Source organism: Tessaracoccus terricola, assembly GCF_054776555.1.
Window position 1 is genome coordinate 940196 of sequence record NZ_BAAHBS010000005.1, and the last position, 12466, is coordinate 952661.

A 12466-nucleotide genomic window follows, 5' to 3' on the forward strand; every position below is an offset into this window, starting at 1 on the left:
GTAGGGGGATTGCTCTTGGAGTCATTGTGTCAGTGGTGGGTGACAGCCTTGGGTGTCCGAGGGTTCGGGCGGATGGCCCGGCCCGCACCAGGACGGAGATGTCATGGCCAACTACGAGACCGCCAGGGAGGCGTTGGCCTCCGAGCAGCGGTGGAATACCATTCCGGACATGCCCCGCACCCAATCCCGCCAGCTGCTGCGGACCTCAGGTGTGGAGGTCCACGTGACGCGCAAGAAGATGCGGAACCTGCGGTTGCGCGTGGACCCGAGGGACGCGAGCGTCCAACTCTCAGCGCCGCACCACGCGGCAGAGGCGGAGATCGAGGCGTTCGTGCAGCGCAACCTGGAGTGGATCGCGCAGGCCCAGAGCAGCGCCAGGATGAACGTCCCGGAGCGCCTCGTCAACGGCGGCCGCGCCCGGCTGTGGGGTCAGTGGCGGGAACTGGTGGTCAGCGACGGCCCCCGGGCCACAGCACACGTCGAGGACGGACGCATCCACATCACCCGGCCCGCCATGGACGAGGAGGCGGCGCGTCGCGCGCTCACCGCACTCCACCGCCGGGAACTGCTGCCCGCGGTGGAGCACTTCCTGGAAGTCCACTCGGCCTACGTCGGCCGTCGCCCGAGCAACATCCGGCTGGCGCGGATGCGGTCCCGCTGGGGCAGTTGCAACCACGTCACGGGTCGGATGTCGTTCAACATCGCCCTCGCGGAGCGCCCGCAGGACGAACTGGAGTACGTGGTGGTCCACGAGCTCGGCCACCTGCTGGAGGCCAACCACGGCCCGGAGTTCAAGCGCCACCTCACGGCCATGCTGCCGGACTGGCGCACCAGGGACGCTCGGCTGAAGGGACGGATGTGAGGCTCCTGCAGCCGGAGCAGTGGCAGGCCCGTGCGGCGGCCCACGAGGCCAGGGCACGCGCCGCACTCACCGACGTGCTGGCGCGCCGGCGGCGGGGTGACAAGCACCCCGTCGACGACTTCCTGTGGCACTACTACAACCTGCGTCCCGGCCAGCTGCTGAAGTGGCACCCGGGGATGGGCTACGCCCTGGTCGAGGGGCAGCAGGCGGGTCTCGACCCCTTCGACGCGGAGGCGTTCTGGCGCCGACGCTCGGCCACCATCGCCAGCGCGCACCGGCTGCTCGGGGCCGCCCTGGCAGCGAAGCCGAGATTCGGGTGCTTCGGGATGCACGAGTGGGCAATGGTCTACCGCCTCAGGGAGGACGAGACCCGCCACCCCTACCTGAAGCTGCGCTTCCCGCCGGAGGAGACCGCCCGGATCGTCGAGGAGGTGGGGTGCCGCTGCAGCCACTTCGACGCATTCAGGTTCTTCACACCGCCGGCCCGCCCGCTGAACGTGCTGCAACCCACCCGTGAACTCCAACCCCAACTGGACCAACCCGGCTGCCTGCACGTGAACATGGACCTCTACAAGTGGGCGGGGAAACTGTTGCCCGCGGTCGCGTCGGAACTCCTGTTCGACGCGTTCCTGCTGGCGCGCGACATCCGGGAGGTGGACATGCGCGCCTCCGCCTACGACCTGTCCGACTGGGGATACCAACCCGTCCGCGTGGAGACCCCCGAGGGTCGGGCCGAGTACGCGGCACTGCAGCGGACCTTCGCCGAACGCGCCGCGCCGATCAGGCAGCAGTTGTACGAGATCACCACCGAACTCGTGCGGCTCGGCGAAGAACTTGGCAACGAATCCGTCACGACAGGGCGTGTACACGGGTAGAACACGGTCCGCGGAACATATTCTGTGCGCGTCACCGTCACCGAAACGGCTGAACCCGACGGAAGGCTTCCCCCGTGACAACGAAGTACCGACGCTTGATTCCCGCCGCCCTGGCGGTGCTCGTGCTCGCCCTGGGCGGCTGCGCCCCCGACGTGATGGCGCACCCCGGCGGTGTGCCTCCGACCGAGCCAACAGCAGCCGTGGACGAGCCGATGCCCACGCCGTCGGGCACGCCCGAGGCCGACGAGAGCCCGACGCCGGAGCCGAGCCCGAGGGAGTCCGAGACCCCGGCGGCACAGCCCGCGCCGCAGGAGTCGGAGCCCCCGAGCCCTGCCCCGGAACCCAGCCCCAGCGAGCCCACCACCACGCCGCCACCCCCGGCGATCATCGACGTCGGCGACGAGGGCGAGAAGGTGCGTGAACTCCAGAGCCGGCTGCAGCAGATCGAGTGGTTCGAGGGAAAGATCACGCCCAACTACGGCGACCAGACCCGCCTCGCGGTGGAGGGCTTCCAGGCCAAGCGTGGGATCCCGGTGCTGGGATACGTGGACCAAGTCACCTGGGACCGGCTGCTCGCAATGACGCGGATGCCCACCCACGACGAGATGCACAACATCCTCACCCCGGGCCCCACGCTCCTGGCCGAGGGGGCCAAGGGGGACGACGTCAAGGACCTCCAGGCCAGGCTCAAGCAGATCGCCTGGTACTTCGAGAAGGTCGACGGCATCTACGGCGCCAAGACAGTCGAGGCCGTCCGGGGCTTCCAGGAGAAGCGTGAGATCCCCGTCACCGGTGAGGTGGACCAGCGCACCCTGGACCGGCTGCACGGAATGACCCACAAGCCCACCACCGACGAGCTGAACAATGTGGCCCCCAAGCCGGGAGCCGGCGCCATGACGCTCGACGACCGCTGCCTGCAGGGCCGCGTCGTGTGCATCTCCAAGGAGCAGCGCAAGCTCGCCTGGGTCATCGACGGTGAGATCCAGATGACCATGGACGTGCGCTTCGGGTCAGAACTGACACCCACCCGCAACGGGGTCTTCGCCGTGAATTGGAAGTCCCGTGACCACGTCTCCAGCATCTACGACACGGCGATGCCCTACGCGCTGTTCTTCTCCGGCGGCCAGGCCGTGCACTACTCCGCGGACTTCGCCGCCCGGGGCTACAACGGGGCCTCGCACGGCTGCGTGAACGTGCGGGACAAGGCAGCCGTCTCGGCCCTCTTCGACGCCGCGAAGGTGGGGGACAAGGTCGTGGTTTACACCGGCTGACCCCGACCGGAATCCAGACCTGGGTCTGACCGGTGGCGGTTGGGCTTTGGGATATCGTTTGCGGGAGTCACTCGAAAGGCGCTTCTGGTGGAAATCGGTCTGGCCATCGGCCTGCAGGTCATCTCCTCGTTCCTGTTCGCGAGCGGGGCCACCCTGCAGCACCTCGGGGTCAAGTCCACCTTCGACCCGAACGCGCGCCAGTCGTCGAACCGACTGACGATCAAGGGCCTGCTCAGCCTCTTCCTGATCCCCAAGTGGCTGCTCGGCCTGGTGTGCGTCCTCGTGGGTGCGGGCCTCCACCTCGTCGCGTTGAGCATGGCGCCCGTCGCGGTGGTCCAGCCCGTCGGCATCCTCGCCGTTCCGTGGTCGGTGATCCTCGCCTCGAGGATCCACGGCCACAAGGTCCCGCTGCGGATCTGGGGAGCCGTCGGGATCACGGTGGTCGGCGTGGTGGGATTCACCATCTTCTCCTCCGTGTTCGCCACCGGGGACAAGGAGTTCAGCTTTCAGGGCGTCGTCGTGTCATTCATCGTCGTCTGCGTGATCTGCGCCGTCCTGTCGGTGTTCGCGGCCCGGGCGGCGGCGTGGGCCAAGGCCATGCTGTGGTCCTCGGTGGGCGCCATCTTCTACGGTCTGGCCTCCGGCATGATGAAGGCCGCCATGAACCTCGTGCAGAGCGGGGAGTTCGACTTGTTCCACTGGCAGGTGCTGGTCGTGATCGGCTTCATGCTCGCTTGCTACGGCCTGGGCGTCTGGATGATCCAGCAGGGCTACGCCTCGGGGCCGGCGGAGATCACGGTGGGCACGATGACGACCGTCGACCCCTTCGTCGCCGTACTGTTCGGCTTGTTCATCCTTGGCGAGGGCAGCGGCATGGGCCCGTTCCCGGCGCTCGGCATGGCCGTCTCCGGGGCGATCGCCGTCTACGGTGTCGTGCTCCTCTCACGGGACCATCCAGATGCGCTCGAGGAGCGTCGCAAGGACGCCGAGGCGCGCGACGGGGCCAGGCTCATCCCTTGATCGGGAGCGCGGTCACCGCGCTGCCGAAGGCCGAGGTCAACACCAACGTCGCCTCGCCCTGCTCCACCGCGAATGTGGCCGTCCCCTCGTAGGGTTCACCGGCGGTCACGTCGAACGGGGTGGTGTCCAGCGGGTCCGAGACCTGCATCGTGGTGTTGCTGAACATGTAGACGCCGAAGCTCTGTCGGCCGGCGTCGAGCGTGACGCGGAACCTCACGACCAGCCCGTCGCTGGTCCAGTCCTGCTGGAGCAACTCGAACACACCCGTGCCGTTGCCCTCGAAGGGGATCGAGTTGCCCCCGGTGGCGCTCGAACTCGGCGTCTCGGACTGGGTGCTGGTGGCACCGGGCGTCGGGCTGGGTGAGGCAGTGGGTTCCCCCTCACCGGTGACCACCTGCAGCGTGACCAGGACCAGTGCGATGGCGGCCACCACCCCGATCGCCACCAGCCACCACGGCGGCCCCCCGCGGCCGGGCTCCCGGTAGTCCTCGATGGATGGGGCGTGGGGTCCGGGACCCGCCTGCGGGCTCGGCTGCCCGAACGGCTGCCGGGGATCCCGGCCCACCGCGTCGTGGTAGCTCTGCGGCTTCCAGCGAGGGTCCTGATGTGCCCAGGGGGAGTCTTCGTTGCTCATGGTGGCCCCAACGATACAAGCGGTGAGTTCTCCACAGGAGCGACCGGCCGTGACGGATCGTGGTCCCCAATCCACAGACTGTGGACATGAACCCAACAACCACCCTCCGTTGCTCGGGCGCGCAGGACCTGCTCGCCCTCCCCAGCCTGCTGCTGGAGTTCCAACCCACCGAGTCCGTGGTGGCCGTGTGCCTGCGCAGCAACATCGTCCAGTTCTGTGCCCGCTCGGACCTGGACCTCGACGACGAGTCGGTGGCCGAGACCGCAGCACAGGTGATGAGGGGGTTCCGCAACACCCGTGGCAGGGAGATCGTCCTGTTGGGGTACGGCCGTGACCTCGCACGAGTGCGCGAGGCGATCGTCGCGCTCCGGTCCCGGTTGGAGGGCGTCGTGACGGTGGCGCTGGCCGCCAGCAACGGACGCTACTGGGAGCTCGAGGACGACCAGCTACCGTCCCACGACGGCGAACCGTACTCCACCGCGGACAGCGCACTTGCAGCGCGGGCAGTCTTCGAAGGACTGCAGGTGGCGCGCACCCGGGAGGAGGCGGTGGCGGCCGTCCGCCGGCCGCCGGCAAACCTGCTGCCGGGCATCACCGAACGGATGGACACAGCCATGCAGCGGGTGCTGCCGCTGGACCCGGACGATCGAATCGCCCTTTTCGAGGAACTGGTGGAGCGTGACGAGGCCCTGCTGCCCGACGAGGCTGCCGAGCTGGCGGCGGTGCTGACCGACGAGGAGTGCCAGGCCGAGTTCCTGTGCCAGGTCAACACCTCCACCGCCGGACGGTTCCATGCCCGCCTGCTGGAGGCCAGGGCCGCCGCGGACGAGGAGTGCGAGGCAGCCGTGCTGGCCCCGCTGGCGATCGCCTCCTGGTTGTACGGCAAGGGTGCCCAGATGAACGAGTGCGTGGCACAACTGGCCGAACTGGAACCGAGACACCCTGTGCTGCGGATGCTGGACGTGATGTTGACCGACGCGGTCCCACCCAGCCACTGGGACACCTGGGAAGGGCGATAGGCTGTGGGCATGCGCTTCGTAGTGTGCGGGGAGAACCTGATCGACCTGATCCCCGGTGAGTCGGTGTCCACCATTGAGAGCCGCTGGTCCGCGTTCGCCGGTGGCGGCCCGATGAACACCTCGGTCGCCCTGGCGAGGCTCGGTGCCGACACCCACTTCCTGGGCCGCATCGGCGCCGACGCCTTCGGCCGCCAGATCGAGCAGCACCTGGCCGCCAACGGGGTGCAGCTGGACCTCGCCGTCCGGTCCGAGGACCCGACCGCGCTCGGGATCGTGTCCCTCGATGAGCACGGCAAGGCCAGTTACAACTTCCACCTCCGTGGCACCGCCGGGTTCAGCTGGCAGCCGGGTGAGTTCCCCGTCCTGACGGAGTCGGACTGGCTGCACTTCGGGTCCATCGGTTTCGTCGCCGGTTCCGGGACCGGGCCGCTGCTGGACTTCGTCTCCGGCACCGCTGCGGCAGTCAGTTTCGACCTGAACATCCGGCCGACCGTGATCCCGGACCGGGTGGAGTACTTCGACCTCGTCAATCCGCTGTTGGCCGCGGTGGGTCGTTCCGGCGGCATCGTCAAGGCCAGCGACGAGGACATCAACTGGCTGGTGGACGACGAGGACCCAATCCCGTACGCGGAGGCCTGGGCCGCCGAGTACGGGCTGTCCATGTTCATCGTCACCCTCGGTCCCGACGGCGCCATGGCCGTCAAGCCGGACGGCCGCCAGGTGGGTGTGCGGGGGCGCAAGGTCGAACTCGTGGACACGGTCGGTGCGGGGGACACCTTCATGGCCGGGTTCCTCGCCGCCTACGCCGAGGACCCCTCCGACGTCCAGGGCGCACTGGACAACGGCATCGCCGCCTCCGCGCTGGTCTGCACCCGCAGCGGGGCCAACCCGCCCACCGCCGAGGAGGTCGCTGCCTTCCGGGCCTGACTCGGAGACACGAGGGTCGCGGCGCTATATTGAATGACCGTGCGCCGTGCGGCGCGCGGGGAACGAATGAGGAGCGATCTCGTGACGAGTCACGTGGAGCCGACGGCTGCGCACTACGACAGCCAGGCCGCGCAGGAGAAGTGGCAGGCATTCTGGGAGCAGGACAAGACCTTCCAGCCGCTCGACGACGGCAGCCGCGAGCGTCGCTACGTCCTCGACATGTTCCCCTACCCCTCCGGCGACCTCCACATGGGCCACGCAGAGGCCTACGCGATGGGGGACGTCGTCTCGCGCTTCCTGCGGCTACGCGGCTACGACGTCATGCATCCGATCGGGTGGGACTCCTTCGGGCTGCCCGCGGAGAACGCCGCGATCCGGGCCAACACGCACCCGGCCGAGTGGACCTACAACAACATCGAGACCCAGGCCCGCTCCTTCAAGCGCTACGGCCTGAGCCTGGACTGGTCGCGCAGGCTCCACACCTCCGACGAGGACTACTACCGCTGGACCCAGTGGCTGTTCGCCCGCTTCCACGAGCGGGGCCTGGCGTACCGCAAGAACTCGTTCGTCAACTGGTGCCCCAAGGACCAGACCGTGCTGGCCAACGAGCAGGTCATCGACGGCCGTTGCGAGCGCTGTGGCTCCGACGTCACCAAGCGCAAGCTGAACCAGTGGTACTTCAAGATCACCGACTACGCCCAGCAGCTGCTGGACGACATGTCCCAACTCGAGGGCGGTTGGCCGGACCACGTGCTCGCGATGCAGCGCAACTGGATCGGCAGGTCCGAAGGGGCCCACGTCGACTTCACGGTCGAGGGCCGCGAGGAACCGATCACGGTCTTCACCACGCGCCCCGACACGCTGTTCGGCGCCACGTTCATGGTGGTGGCCCCCGACGCGCCGCTGGCTGCGGAACTGGTCTCCGACGAGCAGCGCCCCGCTTTCGAGGCCTACCTGGAGCAGGTCAAGCGCCAGACGGAGATCGAGCGCCAGTCCACCGAGCACGAGAAGACGGGCGTCTGGTTGGGCGTGCACGCCACCAACCCCGTCAACGGTGAGCAGGTCCCGATCTGGGCCGCCGACTACGTGCTGGCCGACTACGGCACCGGCGCCATCATGGCCGTGCCCGCCCATGACCAGCGTGACCTGGACTTCGCCCGCAAGTTCGACCTGCCCGTGCGGACCGTCATCGACGTCGACGGCACCGACCCGGCCGAGACCGGGATCGCCACCAGCGGGGACGGCGCCTACCTGAACTCCGGACCGCTGGACGGGCTCACGGACAAGGCCACCGGCGTCGCGAAGATCACCGAGCAGCTGCAGGCAGACGGCACCGGGGTCGGCACCGTCCAGTTCCGTCTGCGGGACTGGCTGCTGAGCCGCCAGCGCTTCTGGGGCTGCCCCATCCCGGTCATCCACTGTGCGGAATGCGGCGAGGTCGTCGTGGCCGACGATCAGCTGCCCGTGAAGCTGCCCGACCTGCGTGGCTCCGAGCTGTCCCCCAAGGGCACCTCGCCGTTGGCCGGGGCCACCGACTGGGTGAACGTGGAGTGCCCGAAGTGCGGCGGCCCGGCCCAGCGGGACACCGACACGATGGACACCTTCGTCGACTCGTCGTGGTACTTCTTCCGCTACTGCTCGCCCGGCTACGAGCAGGGCCCCTTCAACCCCGACGACGTCGCCAACTGGATGCCCGTGGCGCAGTACGTCGGTGGCGTCGAGCATGCTATCCTGCACCTGCTCTACATGCGATTCTTCTCCAAGGTCCTGCGCGACATGGGCTTGGTCTCCTTCGACGAGCCCATGCTGAAGCTGCTCAACCAGGGGCAGGTCATCAACCAGGGCAAGGCGATGAGCAAGTCACTGGGCAACGGGGTGGACCTGGGTGCCCAGATCGACGAGTTCGGCGTCGACGCCGTCCGCCTGACGATGATCTTCGCAGGACCGCCGGAGGACGACATCGACTGGGCCGAGGTCTCGCCCGCCTCGTCGCTGAAGTTCCTGCAGCGCGCTTATCGCCTGGCCGACGACGTCAGCAGCGAGCCCGGCGTGGACTTCGCCGACGGCGACAAGGCCCTGCGTCACGTCACCCACAAGACCATCGCGGAGATCACCCAACTCGTGGAGTCGGGTCGGTTCAACGTTGCGGTGGCCCGCACCATGGAGCTGGTCAACGCCACCCGCAAGGCTGTCGACAGCGGACCCGGTGGGGCAGACCCGGCGGTGCGTGAGGCCGTGATGTTCGTGGCCCAGGCGCTGAGCCTGGTCGCCCCCTACGTCGCCGAGGAGATCTGGGAGACCCTCGGCCTGCCGCCGTCAGTGGCCAACAGCACCTGGCCCACCGCGGACGACTCCCTCCTGGTGGAGGACTCCGTCACGATGGTGGTCCAGATCCAGGGCAAGATCCGGGCCAAGCTCGAGGTTGCGACGGACATCACGGAGGAGGCTGCCCTCGAGTTGGCGATGGCCGACGCCGGTGTGCAGCGTTCGCTGGACGGTCGGGAGGTCGTCAAGGTGATCGCCCGGCTTCCCAAGATGCTGAGCCTCGTTCCCGGGAAGTAATCCACAGGCAACCGGGTCCCGTGACGGGTCGGGGGTCGGCGCAACCAGAGTGTGGGTATGCCCACCAACTCCGGGATCCCCGACGACGAACTGGCGCGTGCCCGGCTGGCCTGGATCAGCGCAGGCCAGAAGGCCCTGTCCGCGCCCCGGCGTGCCCTGCCACCGGATGACCATGCCCGCGGCGACCCCGGCGACGGTTCGGTGGCTGCACCCGTCGGGGACGAGGGCGAAGCCGCCGGACCGTCCCCGGGGGCCCCGGCCGGCCTCGGTGGGCTGACTGGCCTGCTCCCGCCCGCGGTCGCGGGTGCGCTGGAACAGGCGCTTCGCCGACGCTACGTGGTCGCGGTCCTGCTCCTGCTGCTGGTCGGGCTCGGGATCACGATGGCTGTGCTCAGCCGCAGTTCGGCCTCCCAGGTGCCGATCCAGACACCTCCTGTGGTGGCCACGCAGGTGCCGTCCCCGGTGGAGTCGAGCCCGCCGGAGCCGGTGCTGCTGCGGGTGCACGTGCTCGGCGCGGTCGTGTCACCAGGAGTGGTGGCGGTGCCCGAGGGAGCGATAGTCGCCGACGCCCTGACAGCGGCCGGTGGGCTGTTGCCCGAGGCGGATCCGGCGCAACTGAACCTCGCCGCTCGCCTCGCGGACGGGCAGCAGGTGATCGTGGGCACCCGGGACCAGCCACAGGGCGACGTTCGGGGCCAGCCGGCGCCGGACTCGCCGGGCGGTCAGGAGCAGCCGGGCAAGGTCAACCTGAACACGGCAACCCAGGGGCGACTCGAGGAGCTTCCGGGAGTGGGCCCCGTCCTGGCGGGTGAGATCATCGCGTGGCGGGAGGCCAACGGCGGGTTCAGCTCCGTGGCGGACCTCCAGGAGGTCTCGGGCATCGGCCCCAAGACCTATGAGGCCCTGGAGCCGCTGGTGACGGTATGACCGCCGACGGCCACGACCTGCGCCTGCTGCCCTTGGCCGCTGCCGCCTGGGCCGGCGCCTGGGTGGGCACCGGGGGCTTCCGGCCGGAGGCCTCGGTCCTGTTCAGCGTGTTCGCGTCCCTCGGCATCGCCGCGGTGGTGGCGGCACGGGCGCGTCGGCACTGGGCCTTCCTGTTCGTCCTGGTGCTCACCAGCACCGCCCTCCTGTCGGGGATGCGCGAGTTGCAACTGCATGAATCGCTGCCCGCGCAACTCGCGGCAGAGGGCAGAAGCGTCCAGGTCCGGGTCAGGTTGGTGGGCGACGCTCGTCTCGTGTCCCAGGGAACCCGTCCGCCGCTGGTGGTGGCGGGCGCCCAACTGTTGCGCCTGGAGAGCTCGGAGACAGTCGTGGAGACCGCGCAGGAGGTCGTGGTGTTCGCCGCCGGCGACGTGGGGCGGGAACTGGTGCGGATCGCCCCCGGATCAGTCGTGGAGCTGCGGGCGAGCCTGGCAACGGCCGAGCCTGCGTCACCGGAGGCTGCGATCGTGCGGGCGCGAGAAGTGGTGGACGTGCTCGAGGATCCGGGACCCGTCGACACCCTGGTGAACCTGCTGCGTGCAGGACTGCAGCGCGCGGCCGCGGCCCATTCACCTCCGGAGCAGGCGGCCCTCGTGCCGTCGCTCGTGGTGGGCGACACCTCCGGGATCACCGAGCCGATGACCGAGGACTTCAAGGCCACCTCCCTGAGTCACCTCTTGGCTGTCTCCGGGGCGAACCTGACCCTGATGCTGAGCGTCGTGCTCGCCGTGGCGCGTGCTGTCGGCGTCCGTGGTCGGGCCGTGCGGATCATCGCCGTCGCGTGCGTGGTGCTGTTCGTGCTGGTGTGTCGCAGTGAGCCGTCGGTGGTCAGGGCCGCGGCGATGGGGCTGGTCAGCCTGTCCGCGATCGGGCTGGGGAGAGGGCGGAGGTCCATGCGGCACCTCGGCCTCGCCGTGCTGTGCCTGATGCTGCTGGATCCCTGGTTGGCCCGGAGTTGGGGATTCGCGTTGTCCGTGTCCGCCTGTTGCGGAATCTCTCTGCTGGCACCCGTATGGACCAGGAACATGGCTTGGCTGCCACGCCCGGTGGCCGAGGCCCTGACCATTCCGTTGGCTGCGCAGGTGGCCACCCAGCCACTGATCACGGCCCTGAGCGGGCAGGTCTCGGTCGTCGGCGTGCTCGCCAACATGGTCGCAGGACCGTTCGTGGGACCGGCCACCACCCTCGGGCTGGCAGCCACGGCGCTCGTCTGGTTCCCACCAGCAGCAGCCGCGCTGGCCTGGCTGGCGGGCTGGTGCGTCCAACCGATCCTGTGGACGGCAGAGATCGGTGCGTCGTTGCCGGCTGCGTCACTGGCGTGGCCGGCAGATGTGCTCGGGGTGGCGCTGTGCGTGGTCGGCTGCGTGCTGGTCGCCATCCTGGCCGGCGAGCTGCTGCGCACGCCCCTGGGAGTCCTGGGGTTGGTGGCGGTCATGGTGCTGGGATCCTTCGTGCGGCCGGTGCCGCTCGGATGGCCGGGGCCGTGGAGCGTGGTTTTCTGCGATGTCGGACAGGGTGACGCCACGGTGCTGCGCGCGGCTCCCGGGGCCGCCGTCGTCGTGGACACGGGTTCGGATCCAGGGGCATTGCTGGCGTGCCTCGATTCCCTGGCGGTGACGGCAGTACCGCTGCTCGTGCTCACCCACTACCACTCTGACCACGTCGGTGGCGCGGCTGAGCTGCTGGAGCGCTACGAGCCCGACCAGGTGGTGGTGAGCCCGCTCGCATCACCGGAGGTCCAGGCCGCTGCGGTGGCGCGAGCCGCCACCGATGTCGGAGCGAGCGTCGTGGTGGCTGTCCCCGGCCAGGTGTTCAGGGTGGGGGAGGTCACGTGGACCACCGTCGGTGCCTTCGAGCCGCGCAGGGTGGTCAGCGACGGGGTGGGGGAGAGCGGCGACGAGAACGACTCGTCGGTGGTCGGGCTCGCGGAGGTGGCGGGGCTGCGCGTGCTGCTTCCCGGTGACGTCGAACCGGCCGGCCAGCGCCGGGCCGTTGCGGAGGCGGACCGGCTCGGGCTGTCGCTGGACGCGCACGTGCTCAAGCTGCCGCACCATGGCTCCTCGCGGCAGGAGGAGGCGTTCTTCCTCGCGACTGGGGCGAGTCTGGCGGTTGCCTCGGCCGGCCGTGACAACGACTATGGCCACCCCTCCGACACCGCCCTGGAATTGGCAATGCGCTCCGGGATGCAGGTGGCGCGCACCGACACCGACGGGGCGATCTCGGTGACGTTGGAGGACGGCTCGCTCGGGCTGCGGCGTACCGGCGTGGTTGGTGGACCGGCTTGAGTCCGCGCAGTCCGATTGCCTGAAACG

The 12466-nt window shown here is 69.3% G+C and carries 10 protein-coding genes; 9 read left to right on the plus strand and 1 reads right to left on the minus strand.

Annotated features, from left to right (window positions below; genetic code table 11):
- The first annotated feature begins 169 nt into the window (after window positions 1–169).
- The 4 genes from ACYU7G_RS14310 (at window position 170) to ACYU7G_RS14325 (ending at window position 4028) form a co-directional block, all read left to right on the plus strand.
- Window positions 170–862, plus strand: coding sequence for a M48 family metallopeptidase (locus ACYU7G_RS14310; RefSeq protein WP_461108958.1), 693 nt, complete (start codon window positions 170–172; stop codon window positions 860–862).
- Window positions 859–1737 (plus strand): 3-methyladenine DNA glycosylase, encoded by an 879-nt coding sequence (locus ACYU7G_RS14315; RefSeq protein ID WP_461108960.1) that lies wholly within the window; start codon window positions 859–861, stop codon window positions 1735–1737. Before ACYU7G_RS14310 ends, ACYU7G_RS14315 begins: the two co-directional genes overlap by 4 nt.
- 74 nt (window positions 1738–1811) lie before the next feature.
- Window positions 1812–3008, plus strand: a complete 1197-nt coding sequence (locus ACYU7G_RS14320; protein WP_461108962.1) for a L,D-transpeptidase family protein — start codon at window positions 1812–1814, stop codon at window positions 3006–3008.
- 87 nt (window positions 3009–3095) lie between these two features.
- On the plus strand, window positions 3096–4028 hold the full coding sequence (locus tag ACYU7G_RS14325; RefSeq protein ID WP_461108964.1) for a hypothetical protein: 933 nt from the start codon (window positions 3096–3098) through the stop codon (window positions 4026–4028).
- Here the strand turns inward: ACYU7G_RS14325 and ACYU7G_RS14330 are convergent.
- The gene (locus tag ACYU7G_RS14330) at window positions 4018–4662 is read right to left on the minus strand and encodes a hypothetical protein (RefSeq protein ID WP_461108966.1); all 645 of its coding nucleotides are present in this window, start codon (window positions 4660–4662) and stop codon (window positions 4018–4020) included. The genes ACYU7G_RS14325 and ACYU7G_RS14330 overlap by 11 nt on opposite strands.
- Before the next feature lie 86 nt (window positions 4663–4748).
- Here ACYU7G_RS14330 and ACYU7G_RS14335 point away from each other — a divergent pair, with 86 nt between their 5' ends.
- From ACYU7G_RS14335 to ACYU7G_RS14355, 5 genes are all read left to right on the plus strand, one after another.
- On the plus strand, window positions 4749–5681 hold the full coding sequence (locus ACYU7G_RS14335) for a DUF4192 family protein (RefSeq protein WP_461108968.1): 933 nt from the start codon (window positions 4749–4751) through the stop codon (window positions 5679–5681).
- Between the two features lie 9 nt (window positions 5682–5690).
- Entirely contained in the window at window positions 5691–6608 is a 918-nt protein-coding gene (locus tag ACYU7G_RS14340) for a carbohydrate kinase family protein (protein ID WP_461108970.1), read from the plus strand.
- Window positions 6609–6674: 66 nt separating this feature from the next.
- A complete protein-coding gene (leuS, locus tag ACYU7G_RS14345) occupies window positions 6675–9170 on the plus strand; it encodes a leucine--tRNA ligase (RefSeq protein WP_461108972.1) in 2496 nt (831 codons plus the stop codon).
- A gap of 57 nt (window positions 9171–9227) precedes the next feature.
- Window positions 9228–10097 (plus strand): helix-hairpin-helix domain-containing protein, encoded by an 870-nt coding sequence (locus ACYU7G_RS14350; RefSeq protein WP_461108974.1) that lies wholly within the window; start codon window positions 9228–9230, stop codon window positions 10095–10097.
- Window positions 10094–12439, plus strand: a complete 2346-nt coding sequence (locus ACYU7G_RS14355; RefSeq protein WP_461108976.1) for a ComEC/Rec2 family competence protein — start codon at window positions 10094–10096, stop codon at window positions 12437–12439. Before ACYU7G_RS14350 ends, ACYU7G_RS14355 begins: the two co-directional genes overlap by 4 nt.
- The last annotated feature ends 27 nt before the right edge of the window (window positions 12440–12466 follow it).

Bases quoted from the DNA above. Each gene is read 5' to 3' on its own strand.
- ACYU7G_RS14330 (WP_461108966.1), bottom strand. From the start codon at position 4,662: ATGAGCAACGAAGACTCCCCCTGGGCACATCAGGACCCTCGCTGGAAG.
- ACYU7G_RS14340 (WP_461108970.1), top strand. From the start codon at position 5,691: ATGCGCTTCGTAGTGTGCGGGGAGAACCTGATCGACCTGATCCCCGGT.
- ACYU7G_RS14335 (WP_461108968.1), top strand. From the start codon at position 4,749: ATGAACCCAACAACCACCCTCCGTTGCTCGGGCGCGCAGGACCTGCTC.
- leuS (WP_461108972.1), top strand. From the start codon at position 6,675: ATGAGGAGCGATCTCGTGACGAGTCACGTGGAGCCGACGGCTGCGCAC.
- ACYU7G_RS14355 (WP_461108976.1), top strand. From the start codon at position 10,094: ATGACCGCCGACGGCCACGACCTGCGCCTGCTGCCCTTGGCCGCTGCC.
- ACYU7G_RS14350 (WP_461108974.1), top strand. From the start codon at position 9,228: ATGCCCACCAACTCCGGGATCCCCGACGACGAACTGGCGCGTGCCCGG.
- ACYU7G_RS14310 (WP_461108958.1), top strand. From the start codon at position 170: ATGCCCCGCACCCAATCCCGCCAGCTGCTGCGGACCTCAGGTGTGGAG.